Source organism: Thiomonas sp. TH-17 (assembly GCF_057473305.1).
In genome coordinates, this window is sequence record NZ_JBYCKI010000032.1 from 42,590 (window position 1) to 58,051 (window position 15,462).

The following is a 15,462-nucleotide window of genomic DNA, read 5'->3' on the forward strand; positions in this document are numbered from 1 at the left end:
AAGATGGCTACGCGATCTTGCCCGCTGCGGCGCCCCTGCGTTTGCCACCGCAAAGCGCCTATGTGGCACCTAGCTAGAAATGCAGCAAGAGCGCGCCGCAGCCTGAATCTAGGCTAACCTATTGCCCCATAAGACCTTTTGCGCCGCTGCATGACCTCAAAAGGGACTTGACAGCGGACATTTTTCATGCGCATCAGCTCAACCCCGTGCCGCCCCGCCAAGCGCGCCAGGCATGGCCGAGCAAATACAGGCCAAAGCTCAGCGAGGCAATCCAGGTGCTGGCCGGATAGCCGATGTAATACGCCGCCGCCAGCCCGCCCCAGGTCACCGCCAGCCCGAGCGCCACCGACAGGCCGACACCGCCTGCAATGCTGCGGCTGACAGTCTGCGCCGTGGCTGCGGGGCCGATGAGCAAAGCGAAAATCAGCAGGGCTCCGATCACCGGTACGGCAATCGCCACCGTGGCCGCCACCAGCAGGATGAACAGCAGGTCGAGCAGCCGGGTATTCACCCCCCTCGCCTGAGCGCCTTCGGGGTTGAAACTGGCGAAGCACAGCGGGCGATACAGCACGGCCAGCCCCGCCAGACCGGCCACACACACCAGCAGCGACAATGCCGCCTGCGCCGCCGTGATGCCCACAATGCTGCCGAACAGAATGCTCATCGCCGACTGCGCGTTGGCGGTGTAGAGATTGAGAAACAGCACGCCCAGCCCCAGGGCGAACATGAGCACCATGCCGATGCCAATGTCGCGCTGGCGGATGCGTCCGCCCGTCAGCGCCAGGGCAACGCCGCTGGTCAGCGTAAAGGCAAACAGGCCGAGATAGGGACTCAGACCCAGCAGAATGGCCCCCGCCGCGCCGGTGAAGCCGACATGCGACAGCGCATGCGCGGCAAACGCCTGCCGCCTCAAGGTGATGAAATAGCCCACGGCGGCGCTCAACACCGCAATTGCGCTGCCCGCCAGCAGTGCATGCCGCATGAAACCGTATTCAAGACCGAGGATCATGCGCCCTCACCTTCGCCCGCATGACCGTGATCGTGCCCGCAATGTGCGGCCTCCTCCGGCATGAAGCCGCCAGCGGGGTGAATGAACATATAGCCGCCGTCGCGGGCCACGGCCATCGGCAGACCGTACAGCGCCGACAGCGCTGGTGCGTTGACCACTTCATCAACCGAGCCCAGCCGCCCCCGGCCGCCCGCGAGGTAGAGCACCTGATCCATGTGCGGCAGCAGCGGATTGATGTCGTGCGCGGTCATCAACACCGTCATGCCCTGCTCGGTACACAACCGGCGGGCCGTTTGCAGAATGCGCTGCTGCGCCTGGGGGTCGAGGTTGGAGAGCGGTTCATCGAGCAGCAGCATGCGCACCGGGTTGACCAGCGCCTGCGCGATGCGCGCCCGCTGCCGCTGCCCTCCGGATAGCGCGTCCATGCCGCGTTTGGCGAGCGGCTCCATTTCCATCGCTTTCAGCGCCGCATCAACGGCCTGCGCGCGCTGCTGCGCACCTCCGAGCCCTGGCCCCCAGCGTTCGCCCTGCCAGGCCGTGGCGACAAAGCTGCGCACCCGCAGAAAACTGTCGGCGCCAATCGGGTCGCGCTGCGAGACATAGCCGATGTGAGCCCGCGCGGACACGCCCTCCTGCCCCAGCAAACGCAAGCGCCCCGACTCCAGCGGCTGTAAACCCAGCAAGGCGCGCAGCAAGGTGGTTTTGCCCGCACCGTTGGCGCCGAACACGCCGACAAACTGCCCGGGGCGGATGTGCAGATCCAACCCTTCGAGCACGGTGCGCCCCCCGAGTGCGCAGCGCAGGCCCTGTGCTTGCACCGCCCATTCGGGCGAAAGGTTCATCGCGGAAAGTTCAGCCGACACGGTCAATGCGACTTGCCCAGCGCCCGCCCGATCGCCGCGAGGGTTTGCAGTTGCCACTGCACATAGCTGGTCTTGGGCGGCACGAATTCGTCCACCCCCACCACGGGCACTCCGGAATCCAGCGCGATCTTGCGCAGGCGATCGGTGAGCGGGTCGGTCACCTGGCGGTTGTAGAACAGCAGCGCCACTTTGTGCTGGCGCAGATTGTCTTCGTAGCGCGCCACTTCGGCGGGAGAGGGCTCGGTGTCGTTCATCACGTCGAATTGAAATTTCTCGCCCAGACTGGTCCAGCCCAGTTGCCGCAGCAGATAGCCCACCACCGGCTCGGTGGCCGTGACTTTGAGCTGCGGATGTTGCTTTTTCAGTGCGACCTGAGCCTCGTTCAGCCGGTTCAACTGCCCCTTGAAATGCTGCAGATTCGTGGCAAAGACTTGGCGATGTGCCGGATCGGCTTGCTGCAGCAGTGACGTGAGCTTTTCCGCCACCTTGAGCGCGATCAGCGGATCGTAGAACACATGGGGATTGCGGTCCGCCATGATCAGCGCCGGGTCGAGTTCGGCGGCCACAATCACCTGCCGCTGCGGGGCCGGATTGGCGGCCAGCATTTTGCTCATCCACTCGTCGTAGCCGATGCCGTTGAGAATGGCGATCTGCGCCTTCGCCACCTTGCGCGCCACGGCCGGCGTCGCCTCGAAGCTGTGCGGATCGACGTTCGGATTGCTGATGATGCTGTGCACCTTCACCTGATTGCCGCCGATGACCTGCGCAATGACGCCATAAGTACTTTCTGCCGCCACGATGGAAATCGGCGCCGCCTGCGCCCCGCTGGCGAACAGCAGCGAGAGCGGCAACAAAAGAGCGAGGTAAAGCAGGAAGGATCGGGCTTTCATGGGAAATCTCTGAAGTGAATGTGTCGTTACTTTATAACATCTCAAATAAAGTGAATGTATCCAGATGCAAGTTTTCCGCTGGCGCGCCGCAGGCAGAATAGGCGGTTTGAAAACGCGACGACCATGAAAATCGCTACCTGGAATGTGAACTCCCTCTCCGTGCGCCTGCCACAGGTGCTCGACTGGCTGCAGGCTCAGACGCCCGACGTGCTGGCGCTGCAGGAAACCAAGCTGACCGACGATCGGTTCCCACATGCCGAGCTGCTGAACGCGGGTTATCACAGCGTGTGCCTCGGGCAGCCGACCTACAACGGCGTGGCGCTGCTCAGCCGCCACGAAGCGGCGGAGGTGCAGCGCGGCATTCCCGGTTTCGAGGATGCGCAGGCGCGCGTCATTGCCGCGACCTTCGGCGAACTGCGGGTGATCGGCGCGTATTTTCCCAATGGGCAGGCGCCGGATAGCGACAAGTTCGCCTACAAAATGCGTTGGCTCGACGCGCTGCGGGCGTGGGTCGCTGCGGAACTGCAGCGATATGCGAAAGTGGCGCTGATGGGCGACTTCAACATTGCCCCGGAAGATCGTGATGTGTTTGATCCGGTCGCCTGGGCCGGGCAGATTCACTGCACGCCCGAAGAGCGCGGTCACTTTGAGGCGCTGCTCGGGCTCGGCCTGATCGATGCCTTCCGCGCCTTTGAACAGCCGCCCAAGAGCTGGAGCTGGTGGGACTACCGCAATCTGGCCTTCCGCAAAAATCAGGGCCTGCGCATCGACCACATTCTGGTGAGCGAGGGTTTGCGCGATTCACTGCAGAGCTGCGTCATCGACAAGGCGCCGCGCAAGAACGAGCGCCCCAGCGATCACGCGCCGGTGATTGCCGTTGTGTGACCCAGCTCATTCTTCCATCCCCAGTTCCTGAATTTTTCGGGTGATGGTGTTGCGGCCGATGCCCAGTTTTTGCGCCGCTTCGATACGACGGCCGTGGGTTTGCGCCAGCGCGGCGGCAATGACCGCGCGTTCGAATCGCTGGGTCAGATGGTGCATGACATCGGGCTCGCCGCTGCGGATCAAGCCCTGGGCCACCTGTTCGACGCGGCGCTCCCAATCCTCGTTTGACGGCTGAATCGGCGTTGAATCGGGGTTTGAGGCCGCAATGAAGGGAATCTCGGCCGACACTGTTGCCGTCACAGCAGGCACCTGCGCTTGCGCAGAGCGCACTTCCTCTCTCACATCGTCGGGCAGGTCTTTGACCTGAATGGTCTGAGCCGGCGCCATGACGGTCAGCCACTGACACAGGTTCTCCAGTTGCCGCACATTGCCGGGAAAGGGGAACTGCTGCAGCACGCGCAGGGCCTCGGCGGAAATGCGCTTGGCCTCAACGCCGAGTTCCTGCGCGCTGCGCTGCAGGAAATGTTTGGTGAGCGGCGCGATGTCTTCGCTGCGTTCGCGCAAGGCCGGAAGGCGCAGGCGGATGACGTTGAGGCGGTGAAACAGATCCTCGCGGAACTGGCCCTGGGCCACACGTTGTTCGAGGTTCTGGTGCGTGGCGGCAATGACCCGCACATGCGACTTGATCGCGCTGTGCCCGCCCACGCGGTAATAGTGTCCATCGGACAGCACGCGCAGCAGGCGGGTCTGCAGTTCAAGCGGCATGTCGCCGATTTCGTCGAGGAACAACGTGCCGCCTTCAGCCTGCTCGAAGCGGCCGCGCCGCATGGTCTGCGCGCCAGTGAAGGCGCCGCGCTCGTGGCCGAACAGCTCGCTTTCCAGCAGATCCTTCGGAATTGCCGCGGTGTTGATGGCGACAAACGGCCCGCCCGAGCGCGGGCTGTGCTTGTGCAGGGCGCGGGCGACGAGCTCCTTGCCCGAACCCGACTCTCCCGTGATCAGCACGGTGACCTGCGAATGCGCCAGCCGCCCGATGGCGCGGAACACATCCTGCATGGCCGGGGCCTGACCGAGCAGCTCGGGGGCTTCGTTGTGCGCTTCATCGGCCTGCTCTTCGCGCAGGCTTTCATCGACGGCCCGCTGAATCAGTTCGACCGCTTTGTCCACGTCGAAGGGCTTGCTCAGATAGTCGAACGCGCCGCCTTGCAGCGAGGCCACCGCGCTATCGAGATCGGAGTAGGCCGTCATGATGATGACGGGCAGGCCGGGATGCGATTGGCGGATTTGTTGCAGCAAGTCGATGCCGTTGCCGCCCGGCATGCGGATGTCGCTGATAAGCACTTGCGGGCAGCCTTCCGCAAAGGCGCTGAGCACGTCGCGCGGATTGGAAAAACTGCGCACTTCCATGCCCGACTTCTGCAGCGCCTTTTCCAGTACGAAGCGGATCGAGGCGTCGTCGTCAACCACCCAGATCGGTTTCATCGCGCGCCCCTCGTGCAGCACTGTCTGCAAAGCGTCAAGGCAGCGGAAGAGTGATGCGGAATTCGGTGTGGCCGGGCTGGCTGTCGCATTCGATGGTTCCCTGATGTTGCTGGACGAAGGTCTGGGCCAGGGTGAGCCCCAGTCCACTCCCTCCTTCTCGGCCCGAGATCAGCGGAAAAAAGATGCGATCTTTCAGTTCCACAGGCACCCCGGGGCCGTTGTCCACGATATGCAAGACCAGTGCCAGCTTGTAGCGCTGACGGGCCACCGTCATCTGTCGCGCCACCCGGGTACGGAAGATGATGCGCGCATCGCCCTGCACGATGCGCGCCTGCAACGCCTGCGCCGCGTTGTGGGCGATGTTGAGCACCGCCTGAATGAGCTGCTCCTTGTCGCCGCGAAACTCGGGCAGGCTGGCGTCGTAATCCTGCTCGACTTCCAACCCCTGCGGAAACTCGGCTTGCAGCAGGGTGCGCACATGCTCACACACTTCGTGAATGTTCACATCGCCCACCACATGCGGCTTTCGATGCGGCGCCAGCAGGCGATCCACCAGGGTTTGCAGCCGGTCGGCCTCGGCAATGATGACCTGGGTGTACTCCTGCAATTCGGCAGAGGGCAGCTCGGCATGCAGCAACTGCGCCGCGCCGCGTATGCCGCCCAGCGGGTTTTTGATCTCGTGCGCCAGATTGCGGATCAGCTCTTTGTTGGCCTGCGCCTGGTTGTGCCACTGCTCCTCGCGCTCAAGACGCGACTGCTGGCTGATCTCCACCACCTCGGCGAGCAGCAGTCCCTGAGGATGATCGGTGCGCGCCACGATCAACTGCACTTGCACCGCCTCTCGCAAATCGCGCAACCGCATCATGCAGTCGAAGCGCTTGCTGCTGAACTCATTGCCGCGCACCTGGAGCAAAGACTCCTGCCAAAGCGCGGGACAGTCCATCCAGTGGCTCAGGTTCTGCCCATTCAAAAGTCGGCGGGATACACCCAGCCCATTTTCCAGCGCCGGATTGGCGTATTGAATCGCGCCATCGGCGTCCACCAGGGCGGCCATCGAGGCCAGCCACTCTAGGCCGGGATACTCGGTCGCGCCCGGCTGACCGGCCGGTGCGGCGTTCATTGCGGGTACTTTTGCAACTCGCGTTGCAAGGCGGCAATATTGGCCTGTGTCATGGCGATCTGGTCTTTCATCTGCGCCACGCGCTGGGCGTATTCGCCGCCCTTGACTCCGCCGCCCACCAGCCGCTCACTGGGCAGGTAATCGGGCTGGCCGTTGTTGTAGGCCTTGAGTTGCTGGTCGAGCCGCGCCTGCTGTTGCTGCAACTCCTGCTCCAAAATGCGCCGCGCCTCAAGATCGCGCTCTTTCTGCGTGGAAGGCGCAACGCGCGCGGCCTGATTGCCGCTCGGCGCTGCATTTTGCCCGCTGGGTTTGCTGCCCGATCCGATGACCTTGGGCGTCATGCCCGGACTGGAGAGGATGCTCACATTGGCGTTGTCGATCAACTTGCAGTTCTTCGCCTTCACCTCGGAAAGATCGTTGGTGTAGGAGTTGTCCGGGCAGCGGTAAACGCGCTGCGGGTCGGTCTGCGCCACAGCGGCAGAGGCGCCCGCCAGGGACGCGAGCAAGGCAAACGCGGCGTAACGAACGCTTGATCGGGAAGTCAATCGGACAGTCAATCGGGCAAACAAGGTCATGGTGGCGCGCATTCAAAAAATCAGCGGTCAGTGTAAGTCTGGCAACGCGCGGGACGCACACCCGGCCGACAGGGCGTGGCGGAATTGCCAAAAAAAAGCGGCCCGAAGGCCGCTTTTGAAGACTATCCCACCTTACAGCGAGTAATACATATCGAACTCGACCGGGTGCGTGGTCATGCGGAAGCGGGTGACCTCTTCCATCTTCAGCTCGATGTAGGCGCTGATGAAGTCGTCGCTGAACACGCCGCCCTTGGTCAGGAAGGCGCGGTCTTTGTCCAGATAGTCCAGCGCCTGATCGAGGCTGGAGCAGACGGTCGGGATCTTGGCTTCTTCTTCCGGCGGCAGGTCGTACAGGTTCTTGCTCGCGGCTTCGCCCGGGTGGATCTTGTTTTCCACGCCGTCCAGGCCGGCCATCATCATGGCGGAGAACGCCAGATAGGGGTTGGCGGTGGGGTCGGGGAAACGCACTTCGATGCGGCGGGCCTTGTCGCTCTGCACGAACGGCACGCGGATGGAGGCCGAACGATTGCGCGCGGAATAAGCCAGCATCACCGGAGCTTCAAAGCCGGGCACCAGACGCTTGTACGAGTTGGTGCCGGGGTTGGTGATGGCATTGAGCGCACGAGCGTGCTTGATGATGCCGCCGATGTAGTACAGCGCGAACTCGGAAAGGCCGGCATAGCCATTGCCCGCGAACAGGTTCTTGCCGTCTTTCCAGATGGACTGGTGCACATGCATGCCGCTGCCGTTGTCGCCGACGATGGGCTTGGGCATGAAGGTCGCGGTCTTGCCATAGGCGTGAGCCACGTTATGCACCACGTATTTCATGATCTGCGTCCAGTCGGCGCGCTCGACCAGCGTGGAGAACTTGGTGCCGATTTCGCACTGGCCGGCGTTGGCCACTTCGTGGTGGTGCACTTCGACCGGCACGCCCATCTGTTCGAGCAGCAGGCACATTTCAGAGCGGATGTCTTGCAGGCTGTCGACTGGGGGCACCGGGAAGTAGCCGCCCTTCACCGCGGGGCGGTGGCCCATATTGCCGCCTTCCAACTTGTCGCCGGTCGCCCAGGCGGCTTCGTTGGAGTCGATCTTGACGAAGCTGCCCGACATGTCCACATTCCAGCGAACCTGGTCGAAGATGAAGAATTCGGGTTCCGGGCCGAAGAAGGCGGTATCGCCGATGCCCGAAGCCTTGAGGTAGGCCTCGGCTTTTTTGGCGATGGAACGCGGGTCGCGGTCGTAGGGCTTGCCGTCACCGGGTTCGAGCACGTCGCAGCTCAGCAGCAGCGTGGTTTCTTCGTAGAACGGATCGATATTGGCGGTGTTCGGGTCGGGCATGAGCAACATGTCCGAGGCTTCAATACCCTTCCAGCCGGCGATGGACGAGCCGTCGAAGGCGTGCCCGTCGGAGAACTTGCCTTCATCGAAATGCGAGACAGGCACCGTAACGTGCTGCTCTTTGCCGCGGGTGTCGGTGAAACGGAAATCCACGAATTTGACATCGTGCTCTTTCACCAGGCCCATCACGTCGGCGACTGTTTTGCTCATGAAAATCTCCTGTCAGGTTGAAATGCGTTGGGGTGGGCATCTGTCGTTATGAAGACGCCACTCGACATCGTTTGCTGCAATGCTCCGCGCAGTGCCGGGAATCTAGCAGAAAGCGTGCCCAGATCGTTTGAGACCCGAGAGGGTGTAAACGAATCCGCCAGGGGGAAAGAGGGGCTTAAAGACTGCGAAAAATGCACCAGAATAGTGCCGAAGAATTGAATGCCCCGTTTAAGTGCGTACAAGCTCATTTTGGTGCATCTTCCCAACTCCCTTCCGGCAGATGGGCTTGCAGATAGACGAATGCCTCGTTCACGCCCGCCGAGCCGCCCTTCACGCCGAGTTCAATGTGCCGCCCCCAGACCGGGTGATCGACGCTGGGGAGGCTGAAAACCTTGATGCCCGGAAACCGCTGCTCGATGTCTTCCATCAAGGGCGTGAGGTCAGACTCCATCGCGTGGCGCACGATCACGGCCCTTTCAACTTGATGACCCTGGCCGTGCAGATGCGCCAGCGGACCATCCAGCGCCCATTCGAGCATCGGCCACGCCATGACCGGAAAGCCCGGCACGAAGTAATGCTGCCGGATGGAAAAACCCGGAATGCGGTTGTAAGGATTGGGAATGATGGTGCTGCCCTGCGGAAACAGTCCCATCTGCAAGCGCTGCTGGTTGGCGGGGCTGTCCACATCGCCCAGCCCGGCTTCGATGACCCGCTGCTGAATCAGCGCCTTCGCTTCGGGGTGCAACTCCAGCGGCAGGCCCAGCGCAGCTGCGGCGCTCTGCCGGGTGTGATCGTCTGGCGTGGCGCCGATGCCGCCGCAACTCAGCGCCACATCGCCGCGCCGAAAACTGGCGGCAAATGCCTCGGTCAGCTGGGCGGGATCGTCGCCCAGATAGCTCACCCAGTCCAACCGCATCTCTCGCGCTTTGAGGAGAGCCAGGATCTGAGGGAAATGTTTGTCCTGCCGCTTTCCCGACAGGATTTCGTCGCCAATGATGTAAAGCCCCAGTCCCATGCTTGTGCTCTGAATTGAAAATTTAACCCAGATTGTCCATTAGGCGGGGACTTCGCCCCTACACGGTTGCTGGCGGTCGGTTTTGGGGCGTCTTTGCCCCCGCGCTTCGCGCCCATAGCTTGGGCTACGGGCTTGTCGCGCAGGGGCCAATCCATCCCCAACCCGCCCCGCCATCATCCCGTGTCCTAATGAACAATCTGGGTTGAAGCATAGCGGGACGCCGTCGCTTTCGCGCCACCACGCCCTCCCAAAAAAATCACATTCTGGCGCTTTCCGTGCGATTGCGGGGTGACGCTTCAGCACACTCCGCCCTTATGCTGGGTTACCTCGTTTTTAATGGACGCTCATGCTGCTTCACCACACTTTCGAGACCACCGCCGCCGACTTTGCCGAACATCGCGCCATCGTGCGCGAGGGCGTGACGACCCGCTATGGCGAATTGGCCGACCAGGTGGAGGGCATCGCCGCCGCACTGCGAGCCCATGGAGTGCAGCGCGGCGAGCGGGTGGCGCTGTTTCTCGACAACTGCGTGGAAATGATCGCGGCCATGTATGCCGTGCTCAAGATCGGTGCGGTGTTCATGCCGGTCAACACCCTCACCAAGGCCGACAAGCTGGCCTATATCCTCAACGATTCCGAAGCCTGCGCCTTGTTCACCCAGCAGGAACTGGCCGAAACTAGCCGCGCGGCTCTGGCGCTGAATCCCAGCGTGCGTCATTGCTACATGCTCACGGCGTACGCGCAGGGCAAGCCGGGCGTCGGCACGCCCGATCCACGCGAATGCGCCTTCCCTGCCGCCCTGCCCGGCGCGGCCTGCTCGCCCACGCAACCCGATCTGATCGACCAGGATCTGGCCGCCATCATCTACACCTCGGGCTCCACCGGCGATGCCAAAGGGGTGATGCTCACGCACCTCAACATGCTCACCGCGCTGCGCTCGGTACGCGGTTATCTCGGGCTGCGGCAGGACGACATCATCGTCTGCGCCCTGCCTCTGGCCTTCGACTATGGGCTGTATCAGGTGCTCATGGCCTTCAGCCTGGGCGCCACCGTGCTGCTGGAGCGCTCGTTCACCTTTCCGGTCAAGGTGTTGGCCAATATGGCGCAGGAACGGGTGACGGTGTTTCCCGGCGTGCCCACCATGTTCACCCTGCTGACCAACCTCAAGGCGCTGCATGAGTTCGACCTCTCGGCGCTGCGGTTGATCACCAACACCGCGGCAGCCTTGCCACAAACGCAGATTGCGCAGATTCGCACCCTGTTTCCGCAGGCCACGCTGTTTTCCATGTACGGGCTGACCGAGTGCAAGCGGGTGACCTATCTGCCGCCCGAACAGCTCGATGTGCGCCCCGGCAGCGTCGGGCGCGGCATGCCCAATGAAGAAGTCTGGCTGGCGGATGACGAAGGCCGCCGCCTGCCCAACGGCAGCACCGGCGAGCTGGTCATCCGCGGCAGCCATGTGATGCGCGGCTACTGGCGCAAACCCGAGCAAACCGCGCAGCGCCTGCGGCCGGGGCCGATTCCCGGTGAAATGGTGCTGTATTCGGGCGACCTGTTTCGCACCGACGAAGAAGGCTGGCTGTATTTTGTGGCGCGACGCGACGACATCATCAAAAGCCGCGGCGAAAAAGTCAGCCCGCGCGAAGTCGAAAACGTGCTGCATGCGCTGGGTGGCGTGTTTGAGGCCGCCGTCATCGGCGTGGACGACGCGCTACTCGGCCAGGCGGTCAAGGCCTTTGTGGTCTGCAAGCCGGGCTACACACTCACCGAGCGCGAAGTGATCAAGCACTGCCTGGCGCACATCGAAAATTTCATGGCTCCCAAATATGTTGAATTTGTCGATGCCCTGCCCCGCACCGACACCGGAAAAATAAAAAAAACCGGCTTGCGCTGAACCCGCCGACTTTCCACCTTCGCTCTTACCGAGGCTTCATTCCCATGTCTGACATTCAGAAAAAAATTCGCGACTACATCGACAGCAACTTTCTGCTCGGCGCGCGCGACACGAGCTACAGCGACACCGACTCGCTGCTCGATCTGCACATTCTCGACTCCACCGGCGTGCTCGAACTCATCCTCTTCCTCGAAGAGAACTGGGGCATTCAGGTCGCCGACATCGAAATGGTGCCCGACAACCTCGACAGCGTGGCCGCCATCGCCGCCTATGTGCAACGCAAACAGGCGGCCTGAAAGCATGACCCGCCCTGCGCTGACTACCGACGTTCTTGCCATCGACTGCGAGGCTGAAACCGTCCGCATTGCCGACTTTTTCCTCCACACCTTGCGCGGCTTCAACAAGCGCGGCGTGGTGCTGGGCCTTTCCGGCGGCGTTGACAGCTCGGTGTGCGCGGCTCTGGCGGTGCGCGCCCTCGGGCCGCAGCGGGTATTCGGCCTGCTCATGCCCGAGCGAGATTCGTCGGACAGCAGCGCTAGTCTGGGCGGGCAGGTCGCACAGCAGCTCGGCATCGAATACACGGTGGAAAACATCGCCCCCGCGCTGGAGTCCATCGGCTGCTATCGCTGGCGCGACGAGGCCGTGCGCGCGGTGCTGCCTGGCTACACCGCGCAATGGAAGATCAAGCTCGCCATCTCTGGCGGGTTGGCTGGCGGCATCAACCATTTCAAGATCATCGCCCAGGCGCCCGACGGACAGATGCAAGAGGCGCGGCTGCCGCTGCGCGAATATCTGCAGATCGTCGCCGCAACCAACCACAAGCAGCGCCTGCGCAAAACCCTCGAATACTTCCACGCCGACCGTCTGAACTATGCGGTCATCGGCACGCCCAACCGGCTCGAATACGACCAGGGTTTTTTTGTGAAAAACGGCGACGGCTCCGCCGATCTCAAACCCATCGCCCACCTCTACAAGACCCAGGTCTATGCCCTGGCGCGGCATCTTGGTCTGCCCGAGGCCGTGTGCAACGCCGCCCCGACCACCGATACCTACAGCCTGCCGCAAGGCCAGGACGAGTTTTATTTCGCCCTGCCCTGGCATCAAATGGATCTGGCCCTCTGGGCCCGCAATCACGGCTACAGCGCCGCGGAACTGGCCGAGGCACTGGCCATTCCAGAGGAGCGCGCCGTTGCCGTGCTGAACGACATCGATGCCAAGCGGCGCACCACCCGCTACCTGCATGCCCGACCCGCGCTGATCGAGCCCGTTTTTTATCCCTCACAGGAGAGCGTTTCTTGAATCTCGACGCCGCATCATCGCCCGCACAAACCGCCCCCAATCTGCAAGCCCTTGGGCCGGAAGCACAGGCCGTGTTCGAACAGCGCCTGACTCGGCTCACTCAGGCCCTCGACATCCTGCCCGACAAACCGGAAGAGACGCCCGCCTCCGCCCTGCGTGCGCTCTGGCTGCTGGCCGCCGGACGCCCGATGTCTCTGCACGCTGCGGCAGAAACGCCCTTGGTCGCGCTGGGCGCCGCGCAGCTCGAAGCGCTCGACGGCCTGATCGAACGCCGTGTTGCCGGAGAGCCCATCGCCTACCTCACCGGATGGCAGCGCTTCATGGGGCTCGAACTGCTGGCCTCGCCCGAAGCCCTCATTCCGCGCGCCGAAAGCGAACTGCTCGGCCAGATCGCAGCGCAAAAACTGCGTTCGATGGCCGAGGCCGCGGCAACGCCTCCTGTCGTGATCGACGTGTGTTGCGGCTCGGGCAATCTCGCCCTGGCGCTTGCGCACGCCGTACCCCAGGCACAGGTGCATGGCGCCGACATTTCCCAAACCGCCATCGACCTGGCCCGCGCCAACACCCAAAACCTCGATCTGGGCCAGCGTGTCAGCCTGCATACCGGCGACCTGCTCGCCCCGTTCGGCGCCGAGTTTCAGGGCAAGGTGGACTTGGTGGTCTCGTTGCCGCCCTACATTTCCACCGCCAAGATGGACACCATGCCGCACGAGATCGTCGGACATGAACCCCATCTCGCCTTCGACGGCGGGCCGTTCGGCGTGCGCATTCTCATGCGGCTGATCCGCGAAGCCCCCCCTCTGCTGCGCCCCGGCGGCTGGCTCGGCATGGAAGTCGGCCTCGGCCAAGGCCCGGCAATGACGCAGTTGCTGGAAAAGCACCCGGCTTACGACCGGGTCGAAACCGTTTGTGATGCGCAGGGTGCGGTGCGCGCCGTGCTGGCGCGAGCGGCGGGCTGAACCGTCGATTGATCTGTCGGCTGAAACATTTTTCGGTGCTGCGGCCATGCGCGACGGGCCGCTGCGCGGGCGCCCAACAGGTGCGCTACAAACAACAAGGGCAACAGGCCACCGGCCAGCAAGTGAGCTACCGCGCTCCAGGCAGGGAGGTTTTCGCCTCCGGCGTAATACAGGCCCAGCCCGCTCAGGCCAAGCAAGCCAAAAGCCGCCAGCAGAAGCAGACCGCTGCGCACATTCTCCCGCCTGACCCATCCGGCCCGAATATGGACGGCCCACACCGCGCCGACGAGGCTGAGCATCGAAAGAAAACTCAGCGCATGGCCCGCAGCCGTCCAGGTACGCAAACCGCTGGGTAGAGACCAGGGCATGTCCCAATCCAGGCGCATCTGCAGCGCGCCGGGCGTCAGCAACAAACCCGTTGTCAGCAGCGCGAACAAGGTCAGATACAAGACCGATACGAAATGGCGCGGATAAGTTTTCAAGCGGCTTCCTCCCGTGCCGTGACACTTCCCGTCGGAAGAATGCGTCCGCCCAATTGCGCGACCAATATATGCCGCCGCGTCGGGGGCGAGAGCGCCGCCACTTTGGTCAGCGCGTCGGCTCGCCAGCATGACTCGGCTTGTACCGTCCAGACTTTGGGCGCCGCGCCGCGCCAGTTGCCGCCACCGGGGTGCAAGACACAGCCGGGAAAGTTCTGCCGTGCTGATCCCGCGTGTCCCACCATCGAACTGGCCACCGCCGCGTTGCACAGCGACCCTGCCCGGTACACGGCGCCGTTGGCCAGGCGTATCCCCAAAGGCACGGCGTGAGGGCCAAAAGCCCGCAAATCACCGCCGGCGTTCACCACGGCCTGGTCAATGCCGGCGCGCTGCAAACTCTGGATGGCGAGATCCACCGCATAGCCCTTGGCGATGCCATCGAGCGTAAGCAGCACGGGGCGACGCAGGCCCACGCGCCGTCCGGGCCACATCACCAGCGCATCGCTGCCGACGGCTGCTTCAAGCGTGGCAAAGCCATGATCGGGCAGAACGCCACGCTCGACCAGACGCGCGCCCAAGGTGATGTCGAAGCGGCCTTCGCTGGCCAGCGACAAGGCACGCGACTTGCGCAGCACATCCCAGGTCCAGGCATCGACGGGCTGGGGCGTATGGTGCGCATGCAGATTGATGCGACTCAACACGCTGTCGGGCGCATGAAAGCTCATGCGTTCCTGCACCCGAGCGATATGTAAAAAAGCGCTTTTTACGGCCCGCTCTACCCGAGTCGATCGCCCAGTGGCCTGGATCTCCACCCAGGTTCCCAGCAAGGGTCGAAGCCTGCGCACGGAGAGGGTGTCGTCTTTCATGTGCCCGCCTGCAACGCAACTTGTTGCAGCACCAGAAGGCGCTTGACTCCGTTCATTACATTGCGGCAAGACAGCGTGGCGCCGCTGATATTGGGCACGTCCTTGTCGAGCTTGAACGGGTCAGCCAGCGTTTTGCCTTCCAGCGTCTTTCGCCAGCTGGACTGGCGGATCTGATCGCCGTGGGTCTCGCGGTAGATCATGACCTCGATGCCGCGCACACGCCCCTCTGGCAAGAGCGCGGCCGCGTAGTGAATGAATTCGTGCTTACCCACCACATCATCGACGATGAACCAGCCGAGCAATTTACCCTCTCGCTCCGCTCGCCAGACCTCCTGTTTATCCCAGCGCTGCTTCAAACCGGAGCGCGCCTCGATCGCGGATTTTTGCGCCGCGCTCAACTGCACCGGCACCGCAATGAATCGATCAGCCTCGGGGAACAGCGACTTCTGCGCCTGCTCAACCGTCAGATATTCGGTGGCTCCGACCGGCGCAGCGACCAACGCGGCCAGAGGCATCAATAAATAGGGGTGCCATCCTTGCATGCGTGTTCCTTTCAAAAATGATCCAGGCCTCAGAGG

The 15,462-nt window shown here is 63.0% G+C and carries 16 protein-coding genes; 5 read left to right on the forward strand and 11 right to left on the reverse strand.

Annotated features, from left to right (window positions below):
- Positions 1-193: 193 nt before the first annotated feature.
- From AC2VLV_RS02460 to AC2VLV_RS02470, 3 genes are read right to left on the reverse strand one after another with little or no spacing between them, the layout of a single operon-like run.
- Positions 194-1,009, reverse strand: a complete 816-nt coding sequence (locus AC2VLV_RS02460; protein ID WP_486988464.1) for a metal ABC transporter permease — start codon at positions 1,007-1,009, stop codon at positions 194-196.
- Positions 1,006-1,851: a metal ABC transporter ATP-binding protein gene (locus tag AC2VLV_RS02465; protein ID WP_486988465.1), complete on the reverse strand. Its 846-nt coding sequence runs from the start codon at positions 1,849-1,851 to the stop codon at positions 1,006-1,008. The genes AC2VLV_RS02460 and AC2VLV_RS02465 overlap by 4 nt, the downstream gene beginning before the upstream one ends.
- A gap of 23 nt (positions 1,852-1,874) precedes the next feature.
- A complete protein-coding gene (locus AC2VLV_RS02470; RefSeq protein WP_486988466.1) occupies positions 1,875-2,762 on the reverse strand; it encodes a metal ABC transporter solute-binding protein, Zn/Mn family in 888 nt (295 codons plus the stop codon).
- Positions 2,763-2,885: 123 nt separating this feature from the next.
- Here AC2VLV_RS02470 and AC2VLV_RS02475 point away from each other — a divergent pair, with 123 nt between their 5' ends.
- Complete coding sequence (locus AC2VLV_RS02475; RefSeq protein ID WP_486988467.1) at positions 2,886-3,647, forward strand: exodeoxyribonuclease III; 762 nt, start codon at positions 2,886-2,888, stop codon at positions 3,645-3,647.
- Between the two features lie 6 nt (positions 3,648-3,653).
- Here the strand turns inward: AC2VLV_RS02475 and ntrC are convergent, their stop codons facing one another.
- From ntrC to AC2VLV_RS02500, 5 genes are all read right to left on the reverse strand, one after another.
- Complete coding sequence (gene ntrC, locus AC2VLV_RS02480) at positions 3,654-5,129, reverse strand: nitrogen regulation protein NR(I) (RefSeq protein ID WP_486988468.1); 1,476 nt, start codon at positions 5,127-5,129, stop codon at positions 3,654-3,656.
- A gap of 34 nt (positions 5,130-5,163) precedes the next feature.
- A complete protein-coding gene (gene glnL, locus AC2VLV_RS02485; RefSeq protein ID WP_486988469.1) occupies positions 5,164-6,249 on the reverse strand; it encodes a nitrogen regulation protein NR(II) in 1,086 nt (361 codons plus the stop codon).
- Positions 6,246-6,824, reverse strand: a complete 579-nt coding sequence (locus tag AC2VLV_RS02490; protein ID WP_486988470.1) for a hypothetical protein — start codon at positions 6,822-6,824, stop codon at positions 6,246-6,248. The genes glnL and AC2VLV_RS02490 overlap by 4 nt, the downstream gene beginning before the upstream one ends.
- A 132-nt stretch (positions 6,825-6,956) precedes the next feature.
- Entirely contained in the window at positions 6,957-8,372 is a 1,416-nt protein-coding gene (glnA, locus tag AC2VLV_RS02495) for a type I glutamate--ammonia ligase (RefSeq protein WP_486988471.1), read from the reverse strand.
- A 244-nt stretch (positions 8,373-8,616) separates the two neighbouring features.
- Positions 8,617-9,387, reverse strand: coding sequence for a competence/damage-inducible protein A (locus tag AC2VLV_RS02500; RefSeq protein WP_486988472.1), 771 nt, complete (start codon positions 9,385-9,387; stop codon positions 8,617-8,619).
- 346 nt (positions 9,388-9,733) lie between these two features.
- On the opposite strand from AC2VLV_RS02500, the gene AC2VLV_RS02505 reads away from it, so the two are divergent.
- From AC2VLV_RS02505 to prmC, 4 genes are read left to right on the forward strand one after another with little or no spacing between them, the layout of a single operon-like run.
- Entirely contained in the window at positions 9,734-11,281 is a 1,548-nt protein-coding gene (locus tag AC2VLV_RS02505; RefSeq protein ID WP_486988473.1) for a class I adenylate-forming enzyme family protein, read from the forward strand.
- Between the two features lie 44 nt (positions 11,282-11,325).
- Positions 11,326-11,577 carry an acyl carrier protein gene (locus AC2VLV_RS02510; RefSeq protein WP_013123069.1) on the forward strand — a complete coding sequence of 84 codons (252 nt, stop codon included), beginning with the start codon at positions 11,326-11,328 and terminating at the stop codon, positions 11,575-11,577.
- Between the two features lie 4 nt (positions 11,578-11,581).
- Positions 11,582-12,580, forward strand: coding sequence for an NAD(+) synthase (gene nadE / locus AC2VLV_RS02515; protein WP_486988474.1), 999 nt, complete (start codon positions 11,582-11,584; stop codon positions 12,578-12,580).
- Positions 12,577-13,539, forward strand: a complete 963-nt coding sequence (gene prmC / locus AC2VLV_RS02520; protein WP_486988475.1) for a peptide chain release factor N(5)-glutamine methyltransferase — start codon at positions 12,577-12,579, stop codon at positions 13,537-13,539. Before nadE ends, prmC begins: the two co-directional genes overlap by 4 nt.
- On the opposite strand, the gene AC2VLV_RS02525 is transcribed toward prmC, so the two are convergent.
- Genes AC2VLV_RS02525 through AC2VLV_RS02535 form a run of 3 tightly spaced genes read right to left on the reverse strand, consistent with a single transcriptional unit; the run spans position 13,467 to position 15,426 of the window.
- Entirely contained in the window at positions 13,467-14,021 is a 555-nt protein-coding gene (locus tag AC2VLV_RS02525; protein ID WP_486988476.1) for a hypothetical protein, read from the reverse strand. The genes prmC and AC2VLV_RS02525 overlap by 73 nt on opposite strands.
- Positions 14,018-14,884, reverse strand: a complete 867-nt coding sequence (locus AC2VLV_RS02530) for an FAD:protein FMN transferase (RefSeq protein ID WP_486988477.1) — start codon at positions 14,882-14,884, stop codon at positions 14,018-14,020. The genes AC2VLV_RS02525 and AC2VLV_RS02530 overlap by 4 nt, the downstream gene beginning before the upstream one ends.
- On the reverse strand, positions 14,881-15,426 hold the full coding sequence (locus tag AC2VLV_RS02535) for an FMN-binding protein (RefSeq protein ID WP_486988478.1): 546 nt from the start codon (positions 15,424-15,426) through the stop codon (positions 14,881-14,883). The genes AC2VLV_RS02530 and AC2VLV_RS02535 overlap by 4 nt, the downstream gene beginning before the upstream one ends.
- Positions 15,427-15,462 lie beyond the last annotated feature (36 nt).